This window comes from Streptomyces californicus (assembly GCF_000717645.1).
Classification (GTDB): Bacteria; Actinomycetota; Actinomycetes; order Streptomycetales; family Streptomycetaceae; genus Streptomyces; species Streptomyces californicus.
This window is the reverse complement of record NZ_JNZZ01000002.1, coordinates 283,707-308,110: the sequence shown is the minus strand read 5'-3', so window position 1 is coordinate 308,110 and position 24,404 is coordinate 283,707. Positions and strand designations below refer to the sequence as shown.

Below are 24,404 nucleotides of genomic sequence, written 5' to 3'. Positions count from 1 at the left end.
CGTCACGCGGTCCGGCCGGAGGCGTCCCCGCCTTCCGAGCGCCGGCGCGCGAGATGGAGTGTGATGTCGGCGTCCATCTCGACCACCTCGGGCAGCACCCGTGCGATCCGCCCGAACAGTTCCTCCCGCCGGGCGGGGGCCAGCGCGATGTAGGCCGAGATGGTGGAGAGGTGGCCGAGGTAGTCGCTCGCGCTCAGCGCGTAGCGCCGCTCGACCACCGACTGCCGTACGTCGGTGAACCACGGTGCCTGCCGGAGTTCGGTCCCCGGCCACTGCAGGGCCTGGTCCAGGGGCGTTCCGTCGGGGGACGGGATCTCGTCACTGTCGAGGAACGGCGCCCGTACCGTGCGTACGGCCTCCTCGACGACCGGGTCGGCCGGGCGCAGGGGCCCGCCGAACGAGGCGAAGACGCCGCCCGGCTCCAGCAGTTCGGCCATGCGCGACCATCTGCCGTCCGGCTCGGTCCAGTGCAGCGAGGCCGCCGCGTAGACGAGGCCGTACCTCTCGCCCGGCCGCAGCTCCTCGAAGGCGGCCCGCTCCGTGCGGACGCCCGACGGTACGTGGTTGCGCAGCTCCGCGAGCATGGCCGGGTCGGGGTCGGTGGCGGTGACCTCCTACACCCGTCGGGCGAACAGGCGCGTCGCCTTGCCCGTTCCCGCGCCGATCTCCAGGGCGGTGGTCACCGGGCGCTCCGCGTGGGCCAGCACCCGGTCGAGGACGGCCGAAGGGTATCCGGGCCGAAACCGTTCGTAGGCTTGCGCCGTTGCTCCGAAACTCACCGCGCGACGGGTCATACCGGCCAGCCTGTCACCGGCTCCCCGGTTCCGCTCAGATTTCGCTGATCCGGCCGTCCGCCACCTCGACGCGGCGGGTCGTGCGGACCGCCTCCAGCATCCGCCGGTCGTGGGTGACCAGCAGCAGCGTGCCCGTGTACGTCTCCAGGGCCGCCTCCAACTGCTCGATAGCGGGCAGGTCCAGATGGTTGGTCGGCTCGTCCAGCACCAGGAGGTTGACGCCCCGGCCCTGGAGCAGGGCGAGGGCGGCGCGGGTGCGCTCCCCCGGGGAGAGACTGGTCGCGGGGCGCGTCACGTGGTCCGCGCGCAGGCCGAACTTGGCCAGGAGGGTGCGGACTTCGGCGGGCTGGGTGTCCGGCACGGCCGCGCAGAACGCCTCCAGCAGCGTCTGCGTGCCGAGGAACAGCCTGCGGGCCTGGTCCACCTCGCCGACGACGACGCCCGAACCGAGCGCGGCGTGACCGGAGTCCAGCGAAAGCCGCTCCAACAGGGCGGCCAGCAGTGTGGACTTGCCCGCGCCGTTGGCGCCGGTGATGGCGACCCGGTCCGCCCAGTCGATCTGGAGCGAGGCGGGGCCGAAGGTGAAGTCGCCGCGTTTCACCGTCGCTTCGCGCAGGGTCGCGACGACGGAACCGGAGCGCGGGGCGGAGGCGATCTCCATCCGCAGCTCCCATTCCTTGCGCGGCTCCTCCACCACGTCGAGGCGTTCGATCATGCGCTGGGTCTGGCGGGCCTTCGCGGCCTGCTTCTCGCTGGCCTCGCTGCGCGCGTTGCGACCGAGCTTGTCGCCGTCGGTGGCCTTGCGGCGGGCGTTCTTGACGCCCTTGTCCATCCAGGAGCGCTGCATGTGGCCGCGCGCTTCGAGGGACGCCTTCTTGTCGGCGTACTCCTCGTACTCCTCGCGGGCGTGCCGGCGGGCGGTCTCCCGCTCCTCCAGGTAGGCCGCGTAGCCACCGCCGTACAGGGTGATCTGCTGCTGCGCGAGGTCCAGTTCCAGCACCTTGGTGACCGTGCGCATGAGGAACTCGCGGTCGTGGCTGATGACGACCGTGCCCGCGCGGAGGCCGGAGACGAAGCGCTCCAGGCGTTCCAGTCCGTCGAGGTCGAGGTCGTTGGTGGGCTCGTCGAGGAGGAAGACGTCGTACCGGGAGAGCAGCAGTGAGGCGAGTCCGGCGCGGGCCGCCTGGCCGCCGGAGAGCGCGGTCATGGGCCGGTCCAGGCCCACGGTCAGTCCCAGCTCGGCGGCGACCTGCTCGGCCCGCTCGTCCAGGTCGGCCCCGCCGAGGGCGAGCCAGCGCTCCAGGGCCTCGGAGTACGCGTCGTCCGCTCCCGGGGCGCCCGCGACGAGGGCCTCGGTCGCCTCGTCCATGGTGCGCTGGGCGTCGGCGACCCCGGTGCGGCGGGCCAGGAACTCGGCGACGGTCTCGCCGTCGCGCCGCTCGGGCTCCTGCGGGAGGTGGCCGACGGTGGCGGTGGGCGGGGAGAGCCGCAGCTCGCCCTCCTCCGGGCGGTCGAGTCCGGCGAGCAGGCGCAGCAGGGAGGACTTGCCCGCGCCGTTGACTCCGACGAGACCGATCACATCTCCCGGGGCGACGACGAGGTCGAGCCCGGCGAAGAGCGTGCGGTCGCCGTGTCCGGCGGCGAGGTCCTTGGCGACGAGAGTGGCAGTCATCAGGGTGCCGATTCTAAGGGCTGTCCAGCAATTCCCCGCCGCCCGTCCTCCCCGCCCGATGGCCGCACCGGGCAGGGAGGACGCCGTGCGGACGGTCAGCTGAAACGGTCGAGCGTGATCAGCGCCTCCTGCGGGCTGCCGTCGTGGACGAGCGACTCGTGGGCGCCCACGTCGTCGAAGGCGAAGCCGTACGCCTTGCCGTCCATCATCTGCGCGTGGATGTGCCGGGAGTAGTGGTTGGTCACGGCGTCCTTGTAGAAGTTCGCCGCGTTGTTGTCGGGCTGGTTGGCGCTGGTCAGCAGGGTGGAGCGGTTGAAGCCGGCGCACAGGGTGCGGGAGATCGGCCCGCGCACCTGGTCGTTGGGGGCGTCGAGGTGCTTGTAGCAGCCGAAGACGCTGTCCGAGTCCGGCTTCTGGAACGAGGTCACGACCGCGCCCGCGCCGTTGGTGAAGTTCATGACGTTGCCGGAGACCCGGCCGTAGTACTTGGTGTTCGGCTCGTGCGCGAACGGCGTCACCGTCAGCACGGAACCGCTGTAGCGGCTCCAGACCCGGTTGATGTAGTCGTTCATGATCCCGGACGGCAGAGCGCCGCTGCCGACGCCGTGCCCCGGGGACAGGGCGCGGAGCACCGTTCCGTCGGACCGGGTCTGGATGAGGCCGGACCAGCCGCCGGACTGGTTCCTGAGGTTGTCGAACACCGCCTTGTAGCCGCCGGCCTTGAGCTTTCCGGTGCTCCTGACACTGCCGCCCGGGGCTCTGACGCCCACGGAGTACGGGGCGGAGAACATGTCGACCTGGGTGCTGTTGATCCACAGGCCCGCGTCGTTGAGCGTGTACTCGGTCCAGTTGAACAGGATGTTCCGGTTCGGGTCGCTCGGGTTCTGCACCGCGGGCTGGACGAGGCCGCCGGTGGTGACCTTGAAGACGAGCTTCTGACCGTACGAGAAGTAGACGCGCCCGGAGAACTTCGGCATCCGGATCGTCACCGACTGCCCGTTGCGCGGTCCGGCGATCGACGCGTCCGGGGCCGGGGAGGGCGGATTGCCCCCGGCCGGCCAGGGGTGGAAGCCGCCGTTCGCGTCCGCCCAGCCCTGGCGGCCGGTGGAGAGCTCCGTTCCGAGGTTGTAGACGTAGATCTGGTCGGCTCGTCCGGAGTCGTTCTTGATGGTCAGCGGGATGGTGGCGGGGACCGCGGCCTCGGCGGGCGCCTTGGCGACGGCGGTGGTGGGGCCGAGGGCGAGAGCCAGGGCTGCGGTCAGCGCGCCGAGACCTCTCCATGGTGCGGACATGCTCGTCCTCCTCGTCGGGCGGATGTGTGGGGGTGGAGCGGGAGGGCATATCGCGTGGAGCCTGAGAGCGCTCTCAGAATCCTGCGGGAGGTGACCGGTGTCAACGAGCCCGTCTCGACTTCTCGAACCGTTACGGAACTCGCCCCGCTCCCCGCCGATCGGTCCTCCCGCCCCCGGTGGCGGGATCCCGGATCTTTCGACCCGGGGCCCCGGCTTCCCTGGTCCGGGGATTCCGGTTTCGGTTAGCGTCCGGGCAGCGACGGACGTACCGAGGGACGGGAGTGGCCCATGGGGGCGGATGTGATCGTGGTGGGCGGCGGGGTCGTCGGGCTCACCACCGCCGTGACGCTGGCGGAGCGCGGGCTGCGGGTGCGGGTCTGGTCCCGCGATCCGGCCGGGGCCACGACGTCGGCGGTGGCGGGCGCGCTGTGGTGGCCGTACCGGATCGAGCCGGCCGAGCGGGTGGACGGCTGGTCGCTGGCGACGCTGGCGGTGTACGAGGAGCTGGCCGCCGCTCCGGAGGAGACCGGCGTACGGCGGGTGGCGGGGCTGCACGGCGGGGAGCGGCTCGCGGCGCTGGGCGGCTGGGCGGCCGGGCTGGGGGACGCCGCGGAGGTGCCCGAGGGGCTGCGGGTGACGTTGCCGCTGCTGGACATGCCGGTCCACCTGGCGTGGCTGGAGCGGCGGCTCGCGGCAGCGGACGGGACGGTGGAGCGCCGGGCCGTGTCGGGGTTCGGGGAGGCGGCGGAGGCGGGCGCCACGGTGGTGAACTGCACGGGGCTCGGGGCGCGCGAGCTGGTGCCCGACGCCGGGGTGCGGCCGGTGCGGGGGCAGTTGGTCGCGGTGGAGAACCCCGGGATCGAGGAGTGGTACACCGAGGCGGATCCGGCGTCGGCCGCGACGACGTACTTCTTCCCGCAGCCGGGGCGGCTGGTGCTGGGCGGTACGGCCGAGGCGGACGATCCGCGCACGGAGCCCGACCCGGGCACCGCCCGGGAGATCGTGGCGCGGTGCGCGCGGATCCGCCCGGAGATCGCCGGGGCCCGGGTGCTCGGCCACCGGGTGGGGCTGCGGCCGGCGCGGGAGGCGGGTGTGCGGATCGAGGCGGAGACGCTGCCGGGCGGCGGCCGGCTGGTGCACAACTACGGTCACGGCGGCGCGGGTGTGACCGTGGCGTGGGGCTGCGCCCGGGAGGCGGCGGCGCTGGTGGGGTGACGGCGGGTGGGAGCCGGTTCGACCACCGGCGGGCGGGGGCGGAGGCGACTTGAGGGGCCGGGGCGGCTTGAGCCGTGGCCCGGGCCGGCCGACCGAATCCGCGTGGTGTGCCCCGTACGTACGGCCCCACCGCGCTCCGCCCCGCCCCCGTCCCGTACCGCGTACGCGCTCGGAGCCCGCGACCGGTGTGCGGTCGCGGGCTCCGGAGGGCTGTGCCGCCGGGCGGCGGGCGGGGTCAGTCGGTGGGCCGCTCCTTCTCCTTGGAGAGGGTCGAGGTCGAGGCGGTCCCGGAGCCCGGGTCGCCGGACTCGTGCTTGTGGCGCTCGTCCGTGACCGGCGTGGTGCCGGGGCCGATCCGGATCTCGAAGTCGCCGTCGTACTTGGCGTGCCCCTCGATCACCGCGGACTCGACCGCCTCCACGCCGAACTCCTGGCGCACGATCTGCGGGTCCCTGCGCAGGTCCCGCATGAGGGCGACGCACATGCCGATCATCACGACGACGAAGGGCGCCGCCACCAGGATGGTGAGGTTCTGGAGTCCTTGGAGCGCGTTGTCCTTGCCCTCGCCGATGAGCAGCATGATCGCGGCGACGGCCCCGGTCACGACACCCCAGAAGATGACGACCCACTTGCCGGGTTCCAGGACGCCCTTCTGCGAGAGCGTGCCCATGACGATCGACGCGGCGTCGGCTCCGGAGACGAAGAAGATGCCGACCAGGATCATCACGAGGATGCACGTGACGGTGGCGATCGGGAACTCCTGGAGGACGCCGAACAGCTGCGCCTCGGGGGTGTCCGCGCCCTGGAGCTTGCCCGCCTCGTCCAGCTTCATGGCCGAGCCGCCGAAGACGGCGAACCAGATCAGGCTGACGGTGCTGGGGACCAGGATGACGCCGCCGACGAACTGGCGGATCGTCCGGCCGCGGCTGATCCGGGCGATGAACATGCCGACGAAGGGCGTCCAGGAGATCCACCAGGCCCAGTAGAAGACCGTCCAGCTGCCGAGCCAGTCGGCGACGTCGCCGCCGCCGGTGGCCTCGGTGCGCCCGGCGAGCTGTCCGAGGTCGCTGATGTAGGCGCCGATGGAGGTGGGCAGCAGGTCGAGCACAATGATCGTGGGACCGGCGACGAAGACGAAGACCACCAGGAGGAGGGCCAGCACCATGTTGATGTTGGACAGCCACTGGATGCCCTTCTCGACGCCGGAGACGGCCGAGAGGACGAAGCAGACGGTCAGCACGGCGATGATGGCGACCAGCAGACCGGTGCCGGTCTTCTCCATCCAGTTCAGCTCCTGGAAGCCGCTGCCGATCTGGAGGGCGCCGAGGCCGAGCGAGGCGGCGGAGCCGAACAGGGTGGCGAAGATGGCCAGGATGTCGATGACGCGGCCGAAGCCGCCGTAGGCGTGCCGCTTGCCGATCAGCGGCTCGAAGACCGCGCTGATCGTCTGCCGCCGGCGCCGGCGGTAGGCGCTGTACGCGATGGCCAGCCCGACCACGGCGTAGATGGCCCACGGGTGCAGGGTCCAGTGGAAGAGGGTCGTGGCCATCGCCGTCTGCTGGGCCTCGGCCGCGTCCGCTGGGTCGGTGCCGGGCGGCGGCGTACGGAAGTGGGCGAGCGGCTCGCTCACACCGTAGAACATCAGACCGATGCCCATGCCGGCGCTGAACATCATGGCGACCCAGGAGGTGGTCCGGAACTCCGGCTCCTCGCCTTCCTGGCCCAGGCAAATCTTGCCGTACCGGCTGATGGCCAGCCACAGAGCGAAGACGACGAAGCCCGAGGCGGCCAGCATGAACGCCCAGCCGCCGTTGTGGATCAGCCCTTCCAGGAGCGTGCTGGACACGCTCTCCAGGGAGTCGGTGGCGGTCGCCCCCCACACGACGAAGGCCAGCGTGAGGATCGCCGTGACGCCGAACACCACGCGATCGGTGGTGGGCCTCCTGGCACTGACCGGCTCGGGGGGAAGGTCGGCCGTCACCGCCAACCCTTCCCGCCCCTCCGCTGTCTGGTCGTCCTGGGACACAAATGGCACCTTTCAACGAGTCCGAAAAACGCTCTCCGTAGGCAGTACCACACCTGCCCAGGATCTCGAAGGATCAACAAGCCGTTCTGGCTTGACCGTTTGCGAGTTGATATGTCGCTCGCTGATCGAGGAGCAGGGGAATCAGGTTCCGAGCGGACTGCCGGAGGGGCACAAACACGCCATCTCGCTCCGGACGGACCGTGACCTCGTGGAGGGCCAGTCGGTCCTTCACCTCCGCGTACTGGGCGCCGTCCAGCCGGTAGCCGCACGGCGGGTCGGCGAGGATCTCGGAGGGCTCGGCCGGGTCGTTGTCCGCGCCGCCGAGGTACACGGGTCCCCGGTCGGCGAGACCGGCCAGCCGCGAGAGGGCGGTGGCCGTACGGAGGCGGGCGCGCTGCTCGTCGGTGAAGGCGCGGAGGCCGTCGAGCGCGGTGAGCTGGGAGTCCACCCGGCGGCGGTGGTTGAGGGCCGGGTCCGCCTTCTCCGCGTCGCTGAGCGCGTCGACCCGGGACTCGATGAGGAGGCCGACGGCGTGCTTGAGACCCGAGGTGTTGCGCAGGATCCGTTCCTGGCCGTCGCCGGCGACCTGCTTCACCGGCTCGCCGGTGGCGGGGTCGGTCCAGATGCCGTAGTGGCCGCTGGTGTAGCCGCCCGCCGTCGCGGCGGGGCGGACGTAGCGCTCGGAGAGGACGCGCGAGGCGTCGTGGACGCGGTCGTGGACGTTGAGGTTGCGCGGCCAGAGTGCGAACAGGTCCTTGGCGTAGTACGGCGGGGTCGCGCCGTACTCGTGCAAGTCGTAGATCACCTGCGGCCGTTCGTCGCGCACCACGGCCGCCACGGCTCGCGCCTCGGCGGTCTCCAGGGCGATGTGGTCGCGGTTGACGTCGGTCCCGGCCGCGTTGCCCCGGGTGTCGGCGGCGCGTCCGTCCGGGTTGGCCGTGGGCAGTACGAGCAGGGTCGTACGGGAGAGGAAGGCGCGGGTCGCCCGGTCCTCGGCGAACGCGAGGTCGCGGACCGTGGTCAGACACGCCTCGCGCCCGGCCGGCTCGTCCCCGTGCTGACTGCAGATCAGCAGCACGGTGGTGGCCCCGGGCCGCTCCCGTCCCACCCGTACGAGCCGCAGGGGGCGCCCCTGCTCGGTGGTGCCCACGCGGTCGACGGAGACCCGGTCGCTCTCCCGGTCCACCGCGGCCAGGAACTCCCGTTCCTCCGCCTCGCCGGTCCAGCGCTTGCCCTCGCTCGTCTCGAACCCGGTGCGGGGCGGGCGGTGCGCGGCCTCGGCGGGGGCGATGGCGAACGGGACGGCGAGCGAGGCGAGCGCCGCCGCCACGGCCGTCCGGCGCACCGCGCGGGCGCCCCGGGGAACGGGCGCGTGCCCCGCGACCGGCGCGAGCCACGGGTGCGGGCTGAGCATGCGGAGTGCGCGGGCGACGCGTGGGGTCATCGGCGGCTGCCTCCCGGGGCATGCGGGGGCGGACACCGTGACGCCCCGTCGGTCTGTCGGCGATGTGCGGACGTTACCCCGGTCAACTCCTGTGCGACAGGGGGCGATCACTGCCTTTCGCGGGTTCGCGCACATCGCGGCGCGTGACGGGGGAATGGCGATCGTGTGACAGAAGTACCCGGAACGGCCTGTACCGCTCCGGTGGCCGCATAGCCTCGTGCCGACCGGTCGAACGAGCATCCGTCCGAACTGTTTGGAGCTTGCGTGCACCGCAGATTCATCGTCCCCAGCGCACTTGCGGCCACCCTTTTGCTGGCGATCCCGGCAGCGGCCGCACCGGGCACCGTGGGCGCCCCGGGCATCGGCGACCCCTACTACCCGGCCAGTGGGAACGGCGGCTACGACGTCTCCCACTACGACCTGCGGCTGAAGTACCAGCCGAAGACCGACCTCCTGGAGGGTACGGCGACGATCCTCGCCACCACCACGCAGGAGTTGTCCCGCTTCAACCTCGACTTCGGGCTCGACGTCTCCGAGGTGCGGGTGAACGGCAAAAAGGCCGGGTTCGCCACCAGCGGCGACCACGAGCTGGAGGTCACCCCCGCCCAGCCGCTGGCGAAGGGCAGGGCGGTCTCCGTGGTCGTCCGCTACGCCGGAAAGCCCTCCGAGTTGAAGATCGGCGGCTGGACCGCCTGGGCCCGGACCCCGGACGGCGGGGTCGCCGCGCAGGAGCCGGACTCGGCCGTGTGGTGGTACCCGAGCAACGACCACCCGCTCGACAAGGCCACGTACGACATCTCGGTCTCCGTGCCGGACGGCACCCAGGCGATCAGCAACGGCGTCCTCCAGTCGCAGAGTTCGAAGCTCGGCTGGACCCGTTTCAACTGGCGCTCGGACAAGCCGCAGGCCACCTACCTCTCGACGCTGGCGATTGGCAGGTTCGACGTCACGACCGACCGGACGGCGGACGGCCTGCCGGTCCTCAACGCCTACAGCAAGGACCTCGGTCCCCACGCCGGGGCGGCCCGCGCCAGCATCGAGCGGACCACCGAGGTCGCCGAGTGGCTGACCGGGGTGTTCGGCCCGTACCCGTTCAACGCGCTCGGCGGGTACGTGCCGAACGTGACGAGCGGCTTCGCGCTGGAGACCCAGACGCGGCCCTTCTACAGCCCGAAGCAGTTCGCGAACGGCGCCAACGTCTCCGTCGTCGTGCACGAGCTGGCCCACCAGTGGTACGGCAACAGCGTGTCGGTCGACGGCTGGAAGGAGATCTGGATCAACGAGGGCTTCGCCCGCTACAGCCAGTGGCTCTGGTCGGAGAAGGAGGGCGAGGGCACCGCGCAGGAACTGGCGGACTACGTCTACGCCCAGCACCCGGCCGACGACCCGTTCTGGAAGGTGAAGCCGGGCGACCCCGGCCCGGACAAGCAGTTCGACATCGCCGTCTACGACCGGGGCGCGCTGGCGCTCCAGGCGCTGCGCAACGAGGTCGGCGACGAGGTGTTCTTCGAGCTGCTGAAGGGCTGGCCGACCGAGCGCGCCCACTCCAACGCGAACGTGGGCGACTTCCTCCGGTACGCCGAGCGCGTCTCGGGCAAGCCGCTCGCCGCCCTCTTCGACACCTGGCTGTACCGTCCCTCGCGTCCGGCCGGCCCGGCGGTGGCCGGGGCGGGCCTCGCCGGGAAGGCCCTGTCGGACGGGCGGGTCCAGCGTCCGGCGTCGTGGAAGAAGATCGCGGCGACGAACACCGTGCACGACCACGGCGACCGCGGCCACCGCCATGACGCGGCCGAGGGACGCCTGGGGCACGACCACCGCTGACGGCGCTCGGCGCCGGTGTGCGTCAGGCCGGCCGGGGGCGTCCGGCGGATCTCGACCGGGTCCGCCGGACGCCCCCTTGCCATCCGGAGACTTCGCGATGCGCGTGGCTACACCCGGCGATCCGCTGCGTACCTCTTCAGCGTTCAGCCGTTCCGGCGCGCCTCGGCTGCCCGCGCGGCCCGTGCCCTCGGCAGGTAGCGCAGCCGCTCGGGCAGGGCGGGGACCACGGCCCGCAGCACCGCGCACGTCCGGCGCAGCCGCCTCTCCTGGGCGGCGGTCCAGGGCAGGCCGATCGCCGCGCGGGCGTCGGGGGGCATGAGGCCGATGGTGACGAACCTCCGGAAGCGGGCCAGCGGCGGCAGGACGACCGGCCACAGCGCCCGCAGGAGGATCCGCAGCGGCCACGGGCCCCGGTCCGGCGGCGGTACGGGCTGGTCGGTGGCGACGAGTTCACGGACGACGGGGGTCGCCTCGACCTCCTCGGCGAGCATCTTCCTCCAGTACGGCCAGAACTCCTCGACGGTCTGCGGCATGTCCCGGTCGTGGATGCCGAGGATCCGGCCGACCTGGAGCCACTCCCGGTAGAGGGCGCGCTCCTGGGCGGGGGTCATGGGCCGGATCAGATAGCGGGCCGCGTGCCGGTAGACGGGGAAGCCGGTGGCGTGCACCCAGGCGTAGTTGGCGGGCGTCAGCGCGTGGTAGGGGCGGCCGCGGGTGTCGGTGCCCCGGATGGTGCGGTGCAGCACGCGCAGCCTGCGTCCTTCCTCGGCCGCCTCCGCTCCGCCGTACACCCAGAGCTGGAGCGAGCGCAGCGAGCGTTCGCCGCGTCCCCACGGGTCCGTACGGAAGACGGAGTGCTCGTCCACGCCCGCGCCGACTGCCGGGTGGGCGACCTGGAGCGTGAGGGCCGCGGGCAGCATCAGCAGGGCGCGGACGTCCCCGGAGAGGCTCCAGAGGACACCGCCGGGCGGGGGCGGCACGGGGTCGTCCGCGCCGCCCGTCCGGTGCCGCCGGTGGTCGAAGGCGTGCTCCGTCGCGCGTTCCGCGCCGCTCATCCGTGCTCCCGAGGTCCAGCCGGGCCTGCCGTGCGCAGCCCGTCCCCTGCCCCTCCATGGTCGCTCGCCCGGGGACGGCGGTGGCAGGCGGGGCGTCGAACACGGTGGGCGGGTGGGGCGGTCAGCCGTGGTCGTACACCGTCACCGGCAGGCCGGCGGCCGTCAGCCGGCGCTCGATCAGCGGCTCGATCCTGGCCCAGGAGCCGCCCGCGAGCCCGCAGCCGATCCGGGGCATGTGGACGGAGGCGCCCAGCTCCGCCGCCTTGAGCGCCACCGCGCCGAGCGCCGTGTCGATGGCCTCGTACCGGACCGGAACCCCCTTGCTGCCGGTGCGTATGCCGCGCTGGCCGATCATGTTGCCCACCCAGAGGTACGGATCCACCCGGACGAACTGGACGGCGCCGAGGGCGAAGTCGTTGCCCGCGCGTTCCCGGTGCCAGCGGCGGTACGCGGCCTCGGGCTCCGGCCGGCGGCGGGACAGCGCCAGCACGAAACCCCTGCCCCAGCCGCCCAGGTCGTTGCAGACGTGGACGATCAGCTTGACGCCCTTGCCCAGCGGGGCCGTGGCGTCCCCTCGTACGTACGTGATCTCCGCCATGCCCTCACCGTACGGGCGGCCACTGACAACGGGCCCGGGGTGGACGGACGGGGCCTCGGTGCCGGAGACTTTCACAGTAGTGGTGAGACAGCGGAACTGTCCGATCCGAGGATTCGACCGGCGGGAGCAGAGATGGCGACGGGGACCGACGGGCCGACCCTCACGGTCGACGAGTTGGCGGCGCGCGCCGGTGTCACCGTGCGGACGGTGCGTTTCTACAGCACCCGTGGTCTGCTGCCGCCCCCGGTCATCGGTCCGCGCCGGGTCGGTCACTACGGATCCGACCACCTCTCGCGGCTCGCGCTGATCGAGGAGCTCCAGCACCAGGGCATGACGCTGGCGGCGATCGAACGGTATCTGGAACAGCTGCCGTCCGACCTGAGCGCCAACGATCTGGCGATCCACCGGGCACTGGTGGCGTCCTGGGCACCGGACCAGACGGAGGGCTTCTCCCGGCAGGAGCTGGAGCGGCGGGCCGGGCGGACGCTGGCCGAGGAGGACGTGGAGCGGCTCGCGGCGATGGGGGTGCTGGTGCGCCCGCAGGAGCCCGACGGGGAGTTCCGGGTGGACGTGGGGCTGCTGCGGCTCGGGGTGGAGCTGCTGGACGTGCCGATCGCGCACGAGACGATCCTGGCGGCGCGCACCGTGCTGCTGGAGCACACCCGCTCGGCCGCGCAGGAGATGACCCGGCTGTTCCGGGACGAGGTGTGGAACCCCTACCGGGAGCGGGAGGCCGATCCGGAGCACGTGGCGGCGATGAAGTCGCTGTCGGCCCATATGCAGCCGATCGTCGTGCAGGCGCTGGTGACGGCGTTCCAGCGGTCGCTGAAGGAGGAGCTGCGGGCCGCGTTCACCGCCGAGTGACGGTGGACGCGGCCCGCCGGCGGCTCAGTCGTGGAAGGTCTCGCCCTTCTCCGCCTTCTCCACCAGCAGCGCGGGCGGCAGGAAGCGGTCGCCGTAGCGCTCGGCGAGTTCCCGGGCGCGGGCGACGAAGCCGGGCAGTCCGCCCTCGTACCCGTTGATGTACTGGAGCACGCCGCCGGTCCACGGCGGGAAGCCGATGCCCATGATGGAGCCGATGTTGGCGTCGGCGACGGAGATGAGAACGTTCTCCTCCAGGCAGCGGACGCTGTCCAGGGCCTCGGAGAAGAGCATCCGCTCCTTCATGTCCTCGAAGGGGACGTCCCCGTCGGCCTTGCTGGTGAAGTGCTCGCGCAGGCCCGGCCAGAGACCGGTGCGCTTGCCCTCCTCGTCGTAGTCGTAGAAGCCCGCTCCCCCGCTGCGGCCCGGGCGCTCGAACTCGTCGATCATCCGGTCGATGACGGCGTCGGAGGGGTGGCCGGGCCAGGTGCCGCCGGCCTCCTCCACCGCGCGTTTGGTCTCCTCGCGGATCTTGCGCGGCAGGGTCAGCGTCAGCTCGTCCATCAGGGAGAGCACCTTGGCCGGGTAGCCGGACTGGGCGGCGGCCTGCTCGATCGAGGCGGGTTCGACGCCCTCCCCGACCATGGCGACGCCCTCGTTGATGAACTGGCCGATGACGCGCGAGGTGAAGAAGCCGCGTGAGTCGTTGACGACGATCGGCGTCTTCTTGATGCGCCGTACGAGGTCGAAGGCGCGGGCCAGGGCCTCGTCGCCGGTGCGCTCGCCCTTGATGATCTCGACGAGCGGCATCTTGTCGACGGGCGAGAAGAAGTGCAGCCCGATGAAGTCGGCGGGGCGCGAGACGCCCTCGGCCAGCACGGTGATCGGGAGGGTGGAGGTGTTGGAGCAGAGCAGGGCGTCCGGCTCGATGACGTCCTGGATCTCCTGGAACACCTTGTGCTTGAGGGCGGTGCCCTCGAAGACGGCCTCGATGACCGCGTCGCAGCCGGCGAGGTCGGCCGCGTCGCCGGTCGGGGTGATCCGGGCCAGCAGTTCATCGCGCTTGGCCTCGGTCGTACGGCCCCGGGACAGCGCCTTGGCGAGCAGCTTCTCGCTGTACGCCTTGCCCTTGGCGGCGGCCTCGGTGGTGACGTCCTTGAGGACGACGTCGATCCCGGCCCTGGCGCAGGAGTAGGCGATGCCCGCGCCCATCATGCCGGCGCCGAGGACGGCGACCTTGCGGACCGGGCGCTCAGGGACGTCCTTGGGGCGGTTGGCGCCGGAGTTGACGGCCTGGAGGTCGAAGAAGAACGCCTGGATCATGTTCTTGGCGACCTGGCCGGTGACCAGCTCGGTGAAGTACCGGGCCTCGATGGTCAGGGCGGTCTCGAAGTCGACCTGGGAGCCCTCGACGGCCGCCGCGAGGATGTTGCGCGGCGCGGGCATGGGCGCGCCCGCGATCTGCTTCTTCAGGTTGGCCGGGAACGCGGGGAGGCTGGCGGCGAACTTGGGGTTCGACGGGGTCCCGCCGGGGATCTTGTACCCCTTGACGTCCCAGGGCTGCTGGGACTCGGGGTGGGCGTCGATGAAGGAGCGGGCCTTTTCGAGCATCTCCTCGCGGGTGGCGGCGACCTCGTGGACGAGGCCGTTCTCCAGCGCCCGGCGCGGGGTGTACTGGGTGCCCTGGAGGAGCACCTTGAGCAGGGCGTCGGTGATGCCCATGAGGCGTACGGTCCGGGTGACGCCGCCGCCCGCCGGGAGCAGGCCGAGGGTGACCTCGGGCAGGCCGATGCGGGAGCCCGGGGCGTCGAGGGCGACGCGGTGGTGGGAGGCGAGCGCGATCTCGTAACCGCCGCCGAGGGCCGCGCCGTTGATGGCGGCGACGACGGGCTTGCCGAGGGTCTCGATGCGGCGCAGCGAGTTCTTGATCGCGGTGCCGATCTCGAAGGCGGCCTGGGCGTTCTCCGGGCCGACCTTGATCATTTCCTTGAGGTCGCCGCCGGCGAAGAAGGTCTTCTTGGCGGAGGTGTAGATGATCCCGCGGATGGAGTCCTTCTCGGCCTCGGCGCGGTCCGCGACGGCGGCGATGGAGTCCTTGAACGCCTGGTTCATCGTGTTGGCGGACTGGTTCGGGTCGTCGAGGACGAGGGTGACGACGCCGGTCTCGTCCTGTTCCCAGCGGATGGTCGTGCTCTCGGTCATGTGGGTGTCTTCTCCGTTAGCAGAGGTGGGCCGGGGCGGATCAGATGCGTTCGACGACGGTCGCGACGCCCATGCCGCCGCCGACGCAGAGGGTGACCAGGCCGTACCGCTGGTCGCGGCGCTCCAGTTCGTCGATGACGGTGCCGAGGATCATCGCGCCGGTCGCGCCGAGCGGGTGGCCGAGCGCGATCGCGCCGCCGTTGACGTTGACCTTGTCCAGGGAGAGGCCCATGTCCTTGACGAAGCGCAGGACGACGCCGGCGAACGCCTCGTTGATCTCGACGAGGTCGATGTCGTCGATGGCCAGCCCGGCCTTGGCGAGCGCCTTGCGGGTGGCCGGGGCGGGCCCGGTGAGCATGATGGTGGGTTCGGAGCCGGAGACGGCCGCGGAGACGATGCGGGCGCGCGGGGTGAGCCCGTAGCGCTCGCCGACCTCCTTGGAGCCGATGGCGACGAGGGCGGCGCCGTCCACGATGCCGGAGGAGTTGCCCGCGTGGTGGACGTGGTCGATCTTCTCGACCCAGTGGTACTTCTGGAGCGCCACCGCGTCGAAGCCCCCCATCTCGCCGATGCCCGCGAAGGACGGCTTGAGGCCGGCGAGGGAGTCGGCGGTGGTGCCGGGGCGCATGTGCTCGTCGTGGTCGAGGACGAGCAGGCCGTTGCGGTCCCTGACCGGGACGACGGAACGGGCGAAGCGTCCGTCCTTCCAGGCCGCGGCGGCACGTTCCTGGGAGAGCGCGGCGTACTCGTCGACGTCGCGGCGGCTGAAGCCCTCGACGGTGGCGATGAGGTCGGCGCCGATGCCCTGCGGGGCGAAGCCGGTCTCGAAGCTGGTCATCGGGTCCATCGCCCAGGCGCCGCCGTCGGAGCCCATCGGCACCCGGGACATCGATTCCACGCCCCCGGCCAGGACCAGGTCCTCCCAGCCCGAACGGACCTTGGCCGCGGCCAGGTTGACCGCTTCCAGCCCCGAGGCACAGAAGCGGTTCTCCTGGACGCCGGCGACGGAGTCGGGCAGGCCGGCCGCGATGGCGGCGATCCGGGCGATGTCGGAGCCCTGGTCGCCGAGCGGGCTGACGACGCCGAGGACGATGTCGTCGATGGCGGCCGGGTCGAGGCCGGGGAAGCGGCCCCGGATCTCGTGGATGAGGCCGACGACGAGGTCGATCGGCTTGGTGCCGTGCAGGGCCCCGTTGGCCTTGCCGCGGCCGCGCGGGGTGCGGATCGCGTCGTAGACGAATGCTTCGGTACTCACGTCGGGTGCCTTTCGAGGGTGGTGGTCGGCGCGGAGGGGCGGGAAGCCGTCAGGCGAGCAGCGAGCGGCCGATGATCTCCTTCATGATCTCGGTCGTGCCGCCGTAGATGGTCTGGATCCGGCCGTCGGTGAATGCCTTGGCGACCTTGTACTCGCTCATGTAGCCGTATCCGCCGTGGAGTTGGAGGCAGCGGTCGGCCACGCGCTTCTGCAGTTCGGTGGCCCACCACTTGGCCATGGAGGCGTGCACGGCGTCCAGGACGCCGTCGGAGTGGTCGACGATGCAGCGGTCGAGGAAGGTCCGGGTGACGGCGCACTCGGTGGCCATCTCGGCGATCTCGAAGCGGATGTGCTGGAGCTTGGAGAGCGGGCGGCCGAACGCCTCGCGCTCCTTGACGTACCGGGTGGTGATCTCCAGCAGGTGCTCGGCGGCGGCGATCCCGGCGACCGCGATGCCCATGCGCTCCTGGGCCAGATTGGTCATGAGGTGGATGAAGGCGCCGTCGAGTCGGCCGAGCAGGTTCTCCTTGGGGACGCGGACGTCGTTGAAGAACAGTTCGGCGGTGTCCTGGGACTTCTGGCCGATCTTGTCGAGGTTGCGGCCGCGCTCGAAGCCCTCCGCGCCGCGCTCGACGACGATCAGGGAGAGCCCCTTGGCGCCGCCGTCCGGGGTGGTCTTGGCGACGACGATCACCAGGTCGGCGAGGATGCCGTTGGAGATGAAGGTCTTGGAGCCGTTGAGCAGCCAGTGGTCGCCCTTGTCCTCGGCGGTGGTGCGGATGCCCTGGAGGTCGGAGCCGGCGCCCGGCTCGGTCATGGCGATGGCGGTGATGGTCTCGCCGGAGCAGAAGCCGGGGAGCCAGCGGCGCTTCTGCTCCTCGGTGGCAAGGCCGGTGAGGTAGGGGCCGATGATGTCGTTGTGCAGGCCGACGGCGAGTCCGGCGGCCCCGGCCCGGGTGAACTCCTCGGCCAGGACGGCGCTGTAGCGGAAGTCGTCGCTGCCGCCGCCCCCGTACTCCTCCGGGACGGCGAGGCCGAGCAGCCCGGCGCGCCCGGCGGCGAGCCAGGCGTCGCGGGAGACGATGCCGTCCTGCTCCCACTGCTCGTAGTGCGGGAGGACCTCCTTGGCCAGGAAGGCCCGGACGGTCTCGCGGAACGCGTCGTGTTCCTCGGTGAAGATCTGCCGTTGCACGGGGTCTCCTAGTCGTGTGTGGTGGGCCGGAGCGCGGGGAGGCCCCAGTCGGCGGCGACGTCGTCCGTGTCGGCGCCCGGTCGCGCGGGTCCGCGCCGGACGGAGCCGGGGGTGGCCGAGAAGCGGGGAGCGGGGGCCGGCTGGGTCTGTCCGCCGTGCTCGACGAAGGTGGAGCGGGCGGCGAGGTGCGGGTGGTGCGGGGCCTCGGTGAGCGTCAGGACGGGGGCCACGCAGGCGTCGGTGCCGTCGAAGACCTCGGTCCACTCGGCGCGCGTACGGGTGAGGAAGCGCGCGGTGACGGCGGCGCGCAGTTCGTCCCAGCGGGCGAGGTCCCAGCGGTCGGGGAAGGCGTCCGCGATCCCGAGGAGCCGGACGAACTCCGCGTAGAACCGCCCCTCCAGCGGGCCGACCGCCATGTGGCCGCCGTCGGAGGTGGCGTAGGTGCCGTAGAACGGGCAGCCGCCGTCGAGCAGGTTGGCGCCGCGCCGGTCCTGCCAACTCCCGGCCGCCAGCATGCCGTGGATCATCGAGGCGAGGTGGGCGGCGCCGTCCACGATGGCGGCGTCGACGACCTGCCCCTCGCCGTGGGCGCGGGCGTGCTGGAGGGCGGCGAGGACGCCGACGACGAGGTAGAGGGAGCCGCCCGCGTAGTCGCCGACCAGGTTGGCGGGGACGGTGGGCGGCTCGTCCGGCTTCCCGATCATGGACAGGGTGCCGGTGAGCGCGAGGTAGGCGATGTCGTGCCCGGCGCGCTCGGCCAGCGGGCCGTCCTGGCCCCAGCCGGTCATCCGGCCGTAGACGAGGCGCGGATTGCGGGCGAGGCAGGCGTCGGGGCCGACGCCGAGGCGTTCGGCGACGCCGGGGCGGTAGCCCTCGATGAGGATGTCGGCGCGTTCGGCGAGGTCGAGGACGCGGTCCGGCCCTTCGCCGCTCTTGAGGTCCAGCAGGACGGAGCGCTTGTTGCGGTTGGTGATGTCGTACGCCGGATCGATGCCGAGCGTCGAGCCGCCGGGCCGGTCGACGCGCACGACGTCGGCGCCGAGGTCCGCCAGCAGCATCGCGGCGAACGGCCCGGGACCGATGCCCGCCAGCTCGACGACCCGGACGCCGGTCAGCGGACCGTGCGCGGGTGTTGGGCCTTTCGCCATCTGTGAGCCCCCAGAGGTGTGACACAAGCGATGTAACATCAGTGATGCTAAGAACGCGCCCGGCTCCGCACAACCCCTTGGGGCGAGCAAGCGCTTAGTCGGTCCCCGTTCCCTCCCGCCGGTCATTCCCATCCGGGCCCGCCCGGCCGGGCGTCGCCACGGCGCTCTCCGCTACCCTCTGCCTGCCACGTCGGCAACGGCTCCCAGCGGAGGTACTCGTGAACAGGCAGAACGACGCGACACGCCCCTTGGACGTGGTCCTCTTCGGCGCCACCGGCTTCGTGGGGACGCTGACCGCCGAGTACCTGGCCGCCCACGCCCCCGCCGGTCTGCGCTGGGCACTGGCGGGCCGCAGCCGGACCAAGCTGGAGGCGCTGCGCGAGCGGCTCACCGCGATCACCCCCGCCTGCGCGGAGCTGCCGCTGGTGGCGGCGGACGCGGACGACGCCGGGGCGCTGGCCGAACTGGCCGCCTCCACCCGGGTCGTGGCGTCCACGGTGGGGCCGTACATCCGCTACGGCGAGCAGCTCGTCACCGCCTGCGCGGAGGCCGGGACGGACTACGCGGACCTCACGGGCGAGGCGGAGTTCATCGACCGGATGTACCTGGAGAACGACGCGCGGGCGCGGGAGACGGGGGCGCGCCTCGTGCACGCCTGCGGCTTCGACTCCGTCCCGCACGACCTCGGCGCCTGGTTCACCGTCAAACAGCTTCCCGAGGGCGTACCGCTGAGCGTGGACGGCTTCGTCCGCACGAACGCCGTGTTCTCCGGCGGGACGTTCGCCTCGGCGCTCACGGCGATCGGCCGGGGGCCGCAGATGCTGGCGGCCGCCAGGGAGCGCCGGCTGCACGAGCCGCGCCTGGTGGGCCGCCGGGTCCGCACCCCTTCGGGTTCACCGCACTTCAACGGGGCGGTCGGCACCTGGGCGCTGCCGCTGCCGACGGTGGACCCGGCGATCGTGGGCCGTTCGGCGCGGGCGCTGGAGCGGTACGGCCCCGATTTCGCCTACCGCCACTTCGCCTCGGTCAGGACGCTGCCGATGGCCCTGGGAGCCCCGGTGGCGATCGGCTCGCTGGTGGCCGCCGCGCAGGTGGAGGGCGTACGGGAGTGGCTCATGGGGCGGTACGAGGCGGGTCAGGGGCCGGACGAGGCGCGGCGCGGGCAGAGCTGGTTCACCGTGCGCTTCGTCGGGGAGGGCGGCGGGCGGCGCGTCTTCACCGAGGTGTCCGGCGGCGACCCGGGATACGGCGAGACAGCGAAGATGCTGGCCGAGTCGGCGGTCTGCCTGGCGCTGGACGAACTGCCGGAGACCTCCGGGCAGGTGACGACGGCGGTGGCGATGGGCGACGCGCTCCTGGACCGGCTGACGGCGGCGGGGCTGCGGTTCCGGGTGGCGGCGGTGCGGTAGCCCCGCGCGAGCTCGTTCCGGTCGGGGGACCGGGGCTCGTGCGGCCGGGTCTCGGCGCGGCCCGGCGGCGTCAGAAGAGCCAGCCGACCAGCGTGTAGAGCATCGCGCCCAGCCAGGCGAGCCCGGCGGCGCTTCCGAGGAGCATGCCGAGGGCCATGCGGCGCTGGGCCGGGTCGAAGGGCACGGGGCGGACGGCTGTGCGAGTGGCGTTCATGTGTTCAGCCTGCCCAGCTGTACGGATCTATGCCATCCGTACACGTACTCAGTTGCAGGACTGTTCCACGCCCGCGACATCGGGCGATCGCGGGCAGCGGGGCGCGCACCCGGGCGCGCGAGCGGCCCGTCGCGTGCCCGGGCGGGGCGGCCCCACGCGGCGGACCCGTCAGCCCGTCGCCTCGCGCAGGGTCCGCCGGCAGAGGGCGTCCGCGCGGCGGGTGCTCTCCGGCTGGCGGTAGCGCCCGGCGAGGCGGAGCGTGTGGGCGCAGGCGTTGTCGAGGCGGACGCGGTGCCCCACCGAGACGAACACCGGGCTGGTGTTCTCCCGGGTGCGCAGTGCCCGGCCGACCACCTCCTCGCCGTCCAGCAGCGGGGAGGAGTCGCCGCGCCGGGGGCCGGGCGCCTCGTAGGTGAACGTGAACGGGTTCTTGCCGACGCCGATCACCGGCAGCCCGGTGATCACGCCCAGATGGCTGGCGAGCCCGAAACGGCGCGGGTGTGCCAGACCGTAGCCGTCGCAGACGACGAGTCCGGGGTCGACGCTGAGCTCCGCGAGGGCCTCCAGCACCGTCGGGATCTCCCGGAAGGCCAGCAGGCCCGGCACGTACGGGAAGGCGACCTTGCCGACGGCGGTGGCCTCCTCGACCGTCTCCAGCGTCGCGGCGTCCAGCACCACGGCGGCCGCGACGACGACGTCCCGCTCGTCGTCGTAGGCCACGTCCACCCCGGTGACCAGGCCGGTTCCGGGCTCCGGCCCCGTCTCGTCCAGGATCACCCGGCCGCGCAGCCGCTCCTGGACGGCCCGGCCCTCCGCTTCGTCGGCGGGGGTCTCGTGGGCGGGGGCGGAGAAGCTCGTCATACCGGCAGCCTATGCGGCTCCGGACCCGCGCCACGACCGGGTGCGGGCCCGAGGGCGTCCGACGGGGCGGCACGCGAGCGCCTCGCGGCGGGCGCGTAGCCTGACGATCATGTTCGTACTCGAATTGACCTACACCGCGCCGGTCGAGCGCGCCGACGCGCTGATGGCGGAGCACGTGACGTGGCTCGACGAGCAGTACGCCGCGGGCGTCTTCATCGCCTCCGGCCGCAAGAACCCGCGGGACGGCGGGGTGATCCTGGCGGTCGGCGAGGACCGGGCGGCGATCGAGGCGATCGCCGCGGCCGACCCGTTCGCCGTGCACGGGGTGTGCGCGTACCGGATCACCGAGTTCATCGCGACCAGGACCGCGCCCGGGCTCGCCCCGTACCGGCAGCGGCTGCCGTAGCCGACGCGGCGCCGTCGGCGCGGACCCGGCCGCCCGGAGGCGGGGGCACGGGGCGGACCCGGCCCGGCGGGTCGGGGATGTTCGGACCGCGCACCGATGAGTTCTCGCGGCGACGCCGGTCTGCACGGGTATGGATACCTACACCCTCACCACAGCCGCCGCCGACCTCGTGTACGACGTCCGCGGCCCCCTGCCCGCCGCCGACGGCCGTCCTCCCCTGGTCATGGTCGGACAGCCCATGGACGCCACCGGGTTCGCCGCACTGGCGGCACGCTTCCCCGACCGGACCGTGGTCACCTACGACCCCCGGGGGCTCGGCCGCTCCACCCGCAAGGACGGCCGGGCGGAGTACGCGCCCGAGAGCCTGGCCGACGACGTGCACGCCGTCATCGAGGCGCTCGGCGTCGGCCCGGTCGAGATGTTCGCCAGCAGCGGGGGCGCGGTCACGGCCCTCGCCCTGGTGGCCCGCCACCCGGAGGACGTGACGACCCTCGTCGCGCACGAGCCGCCGCTCATCACGCTCACCCCGGACGGCCCGGCGGCCGTCCGCGCACGGGCCGGGGTCCGGGACGCGTACGAGGCGCGCGGGTGGGGCGCGGGGATGGCCGCGTTCGTGGCGATGACCTCGTGGGAGGGCGAGTTCACCGACGCCTACTTCGCGCAGCCGCTTCCCGACCCCGCCGCGTTCGGCATGCCCACCGAGGACGACGGCTCGCGGGACGACCCGCTGCTGTCCGACCGGTCCTGGGCGGTCAGCGACCACCTGCCGGACGTCGCGGCGATCGAGGCGTCCGGCACCCGGGTGGTGATCGCCATGGGCGAGGAGTCGCGGACGGTGCAGACCGGGCGGACGTCCGCCGCCGCGGCCGGGTTGCTGGGACAGGCGGCGACCGTCTTCCCGAGCCATCACGCCGGTTTCGCCGACGGGGAGTTCGGCTACCCGGGCAAGCCCGACGAGTTCGCCCAGCGGCTGCGCGAGGTGCTGGACGCCTCGTAGGGCCCACCGGGCCGCCGATCCGGCGGGGCCGTGGCGCGGCGGGTCGATGGCCCGGTGGGTCAGTGGCCAGGTGGTCCGGTGGGTCGGCGGCCCGGTGGATCGATGGCCCGGCAGGTCCGTGGCCCGGCAGGTCCGTGGCCCTCAGCCCCCGGACACGCCCGGGAACCCCAGCCGGGCCACCCGTCCCTTCTCCCCCGCCGCCCAGCAGCCCAGGTCCGGGGTGCAGTCCACGGTGTCGTACGAGCCGTAGTCGACCGTGCGCCAGGTGCGCCCGGCGTCCAGGGTCAGGTCGGTGCCGGTCGGGCCGACGGCCAGGGCGGCGGTGCGGCTGTACGGCAGCCAGGCGACGCCGGAACGGTAGGCGGGCGGCGGGGTCGCCGCCTGCCGCCAGGAGCGCCCGCCGTCCCCGGTGACGGCGGCGGCCCGGGGTGAGGTCTGGTCGGGGCGGTAGTCGCCGCCGACCGCGATGCCGTGGCCCCGGTCGCGGAAGGCCGCGGCGAAGACGCCGCGCGCCGGGTCGCCCGCCGGGAGGGTCGACGGGCTCGCCGTCCAGGTCAGCCCGCGGTCCCCGGAGTGCAGGACACGGGCGGTATCGGCTCCCCCGGTGGTCAGCCAGACGTCCCTGGCGCCGGAGCTGACCAGGCACTGGCCGCTGGCGGCGAACCCCGCCTCGCCCGGCAGGGCGGCGGGCATCCCCGCGTTCGGCAGGACCCGCCAGGAGCGGCCGCCGTCCGCCGTGGTGAGGAGGCGGAACTTCCCGTCCACCGGGTCGCCCGCCGCGAGGCCGTGCCGGCTGTCGAAGAAGGTCAGGCAATTGAAGAAGGCGCGCGGATCGGTGTTGCGGAAGGACTCGGTCCAGGTCGCTCCGCCGTCCGCGGTGCGCAGGACCCGGGACGCCTCGCCCTCGCCGATGGCCAGGGCGACGGCCCGCCTTCCGTCGAACGCCTCGATGTCCCGCAGTTCGAGTCCGGCGGCGCCCCGCGGTGAGACGTCGCGCCAGGTGCGCCCGCCGTCGCCGGTGCGCAGGACCGTGCCCTTCGACCCGGCCACCCAGGCGGTGGTGCGGCTGACCGCGGCGAGGCCGCGGAAGCGGGAGTCCGTGCCGGTGTCGGTGAGCTTCCAGCCGGGCAGCGGCGCGCGGACGGCCGCCTCCCGGGAGGCGGTCTCGCCGTGCCGTCCCTCCGCCGCGTACGCGCCCGGTGCGACCAGTGCGGCGGCCAGGGCCGCCCCGCCGGTCACGAGTGCCGTCAGCCGTCTCGTCTTCCCCATGGCCTTCATGGCGCAGGAAGCTAGCCGACGGGTTCCGGCCCGTCCAGGGTGCGTCGCCGTCGAGCGGGCAGGAGGGGGGTGCGCGGAGGCGCGGCGGGCCGGCCGGAACCGGTGACGCAGCTCACGCCGCGCGCCGGTGCACGAAACGAGGGGTTCCGTCGTCTACTCCAGTGCCGGGAACCGTTCGCCCAGCCGTGAGAGGGAGCAGGTTTGTCCAGCGTTATCGAGCAGTCCGTGCAGGCTCGTATGGTCGCGTCCGCACCGCGGATGGAGACCCTGCCCGCCCTGCTCAGCTACGACCGTGCGTACCCCTTCGCCGTCCGCATGGTGTTCCCGGGCCCGGCGACCCTGGAGGGCACCGAGGTGTCCTGGGAGTTCGCCCGCGAGCTGCTGACCGCCGGGATGGACGACCCGGCGGGCCAGGGGGACGTACGGGTGCGGCCGTTCGGCTACGACCGTACGGTCCTGGAGTTCCACGCCCCCGAGGGCATCGCCATGGTCCATGTGCGCACCGAGGAGCTGCGCCGCTTCATCCAGCGGGCGCAGGAGCTGGTCCCGGCGGGTGAGGAGCACCTGTACCTGGACCTGGACCAGGGGTTGACCGACCTCCTCGGCGAGGACCACTGACCCGGCCGCAGGGGCGAGGACCGCCGCCCGGCCGTAAATCCGGTTG

The 24,404-nt window shown here is 72.8% G+C and carries 22 protein-coding genes; 7 read left to right on the top strand and 15 right to left on the bottom strand.

Annotated elements, in window-relative coordinates; translation table 11 throughout:
* Positions 1-2 precede the first annotated feature (2 nt).
* The 4 genes from IF19_RS01000000134505 to IF19_RS0103830 form a co-directional block, all read right to left on the bottom strand.
* Complete coding sequence (locus IF19_RS01000000134505) at positions 3-584, bottom strand: class I SAM-dependent methyltransferase (RefSeq protein WP_234313150.1); 582 nt, start codon at positions 582-584, stop codon at positions 3-5.
* Positions 585-614: 30 nt separating this feature from the next.
* Positions 615-794, bottom strand: coding sequence for a hypothetical protein (locus IF19_RS1000000138075; RefSeq protein WP_234313149.1), 180 nt, complete (start codon positions 792-794; stop codon positions 615-617).
* Between the two features lie 34 nt (positions 795-828).
* Positions 829-2,466 (bottom strand): ABC-F family ATP-binding cassette domain-containing protein, encoded by a 1,638-nt coding sequence (locus tag IF19_RS0103835; RefSeq protein WP_030113960.1) that lies wholly within the window; start codon positions 2,464-2,466, stop codon positions 829-831.
* 95 nt (positions 2,467-2,561) lie between these two features.
* Entirely contained in the window at positions 2,562-3,758 is a 1,197-nt protein-coding gene (locus IF19_RS0103830; protein WP_030113959.1) for a glycoside hydrolase family 64 protein, read from the bottom strand.
* A gap of 288 nt (positions 3,759-4,046) precedes the next feature.
* Between IF19_RS0103830 and IF19_RS0103825 the strand changes: the two genes are divergently transcribed.
* A complete protein-coding gene (locus IF19_RS0103825) occupies positions 4,047-4,973 on the top strand; it encodes an NAD(P)/FAD-dependent oxidoreductase (protein WP_030275940.1) in 927 nt (308 codons plus the stop codon).
* A gap of 235 nt (positions 4,974-5,208) precedes the next feature.
* On the opposite strand, the gene IF19_RS0103820 is transcribed toward IF19_RS0103825, so the two are convergent.
* Positions 5,209-6,999, bottom strand: coding sequence for a BCCT family transporter (locus IF19_RS0103820; protein ID WP_030113957.1), 1,791 nt, complete (start codon positions 6,997-6,999; stop codon positions 5,209-5,211).
* A gap of 73 nt (positions 7,000-7,072) precedes the next feature.
* Complete coding sequence (locus tag IF19_RS0103815) at positions 7,073-8,443, bottom strand: M14 family metallopeptidase (RefSeq protein ID WP_030275938.1); 1,371 nt, start codon at positions 8,441-8,443, stop codon at positions 7,073-7,075.
* 264 nt (positions 8,444-8,707) lie between these two features.
* Here IF19_RS0103815 and IF19_RS0103810 point away from each other — a divergent pair, with 264 nt between their 5' ends.
* Complete coding sequence (locus IF19_RS0103810; RefSeq protein WP_030113953.1) at positions 8,708-10,264, top strand: M1 family metallopeptidase; 1,557 nt, start codon at positions 8,708-8,710, stop codon at positions 10,262-10,264.
* 143 nt (positions 10,265-10,407) lie between these two features.
* On the opposite strand, the gene IF19_RS0103805 is transcribed toward IF19_RS0103810, so the two are convergent.
* Together IF19_RS0103805 and IF19_RS0103800 are read right to left on the bottom strand one after the other, a co-directional pair.
* A complete protein-coding gene (locus tag IF19_RS0103805) occupies positions 10,408-11,319 on the bottom strand; it encodes an oxygenase MpaB family protein (protein WP_030113952.1) in 912 nt (303 codons plus the stop codon).
* 121 nt (positions 11,320-11,440) lie between these two features.
* Positions 11,441-11,917 (bottom strand): macro domain-containing protein, encoded by a 477-nt coding sequence (locus IF19_RS0103800; protein ID WP_030275936.1) that lies wholly within the window; start codon positions 11,915-11,917, stop codon positions 11,441-11,443.
* 132 nt (positions 11,918-12,049) lie between these two features.
* Here IF19_RS0103800 and IF19_RS0103795 point away from each other — a divergent pair, with 132 nt between their 5' ends.
* On the top strand, positions 12,050-12,781 hold the full coding sequence (locus tag IF19_RS0103795; RefSeq protein ID WP_030190980.1) for a MerR family transcriptional regulator: 732 nt from the start codon (positions 12,050-12,052) through the stop codon (positions 12,779-12,781).
* Between the two features lie 24 nt (positions 12,782-12,805).
* On the opposite strand, the gene IF19_RS0103790 is transcribed toward IF19_RS0103795, so the two are convergent.
* The 4 genes from IF19_RS0103790 to IF19_RS0103775 are packed head-to-tail and all read right to left on the bottom strand — an operon-like array spanning position 12,806 to position 18,575.
* Complete coding sequence (locus IF19_RS0103790; RefSeq protein ID WP_030113949.1) at positions 12,806-14,980, bottom strand: 3-hydroxyacyl-CoA dehydrogenase NAD-binding domain-containing protein; 2,175 nt, start codon at positions 14,978-14,980, stop codon at positions 12,806-12,808.
* 40 nt (positions 14,981-15,020) lie between these two features.
* Positions 15,021-16,235: an acetyl-CoA C-acetyltransferase gene (locus IF19_RS0103785; protein ID WP_030113948.1), complete on the bottom strand. Its 1,215-nt coding sequence runs from the start codon at positions 16,233-16,235 to the stop codon at positions 15,021-15,023.
* Positions 16,236-16,284: 49 nt separating this feature from the next.
* Positions 16,285-17,427: an acyl-CoA dehydrogenase family protein gene (locus tag IF19_RS0103780; RefSeq protein WP_030113947.1), complete on the bottom strand. Its 1,143-nt coding sequence runs from the start codon at positions 17,425-17,427 to the stop codon at positions 16,285-16,287.
* 8 nt (positions 17,428-17,435) lie between these two features.
* Entirely contained in the window at positions 17,436-18,575 is a 1,140-nt protein-coding gene (locus IF19_RS0103775; protein WP_030113946.1) for a CaiB/BaiF CoA transferase family protein, read from the bottom strand.
* A 218-nt stretch (positions 18,576-18,793) separates the two neighbouring features.
* Here IF19_RS0103775 and IF19_RS0103770 point away from each other — a divergent pair, with 218 nt between their 5' ends.
* Positions 18,794-19,984, top strand: coding sequence for a saccharopine dehydrogenase family protein (locus IF19_RS0103770; RefSeq protein ID WP_030275934.1), 1,191 nt, complete (start codon positions 18,794-18,796; stop codon positions 19,982-19,984).
* 70 nt (positions 19,985-20,054) lie between these two features.
* On the opposite strand, the gene mmpA is transcribed toward IF19_RS0103770, so the two are convergent.
* Positions 20,055-20,198, bottom strand: a complete 144-nt coding sequence (gene mmpA, locus IF19_RS1000000137540) for a morphogenic membrane protein MmpA (RefSeq protein WP_169749606.1) — start codon at positions 20,196-20,198, stop codon at positions 20,055-20,057.
* A 168-nt stretch (positions 20,199-20,366) separates the two neighbouring features.
* Positions 20,367-21,059, bottom strand: a complete 693-nt coding sequence (locus IF19_RS0103760) for an endonuclease V (protein ID WP_030113945.1) — start codon at positions 21,057-21,059, stop codon at positions 20,367-20,369.
* A 109-nt stretch (positions 21,060-21,168) separates the two neighbouring features.
* On the opposite strand from IF19_RS0103760, the gene IF19_RS0103755 reads away from it, so the two are divergent.
* Complete coding sequence (locus tag IF19_RS0103755; RefSeq protein WP_030275932.1) at positions 21,169-21,465, top strand: YciI family protein; 297 nt, start codon at positions 21,169-21,171, stop codon at positions 21,463-21,465.
* A gap of 130 nt (positions 21,466-21,595) precedes the next feature.
* Positions 21,596-22,462: an alpha/beta fold hydrolase gene (locus IF19_RS0103750; RefSeq protein WP_030120337.1), complete on the top strand. Its 867-nt coding sequence runs from the start codon at positions 21,596-21,598 to the stop codon at positions 22,460-22,462.
* Positions 22,463-22,603: 141 nt separating this feature from the next.
* Here the strand turns inward: IF19_RS0103750 and IF19_RS0103745 are convergent, their stop codons facing one another.
* Positions 22,604-23,740, bottom strand: coding sequence for a WD40/YVTN/BNR-like repeat-containing protein (locus IF19_RS0103745; protein ID WP_030275930.1), 1,137 nt, complete (start codon positions 23,738-23,740; stop codon positions 22,604-22,606).
* Positions 23,741-23,941: 201 nt separating this feature from the next.
* Here IF19_RS0103745 and ssgD point away from each other — a divergent pair, with 201 nt between their 5' ends.
* Positions 23,942-24,358 (top strand): spore wall synthesis regulator SsgD, encoded by a 417-nt coding sequence (gene ssgD, locus IF19_RS0103740; RefSeq protein WP_030113940.1) that lies wholly within the window; start codon positions 23,942-23,944, stop codon positions 24,356-24,358.
* Positions 24,359-24,404 lie beyond the last annotated feature (46 nt).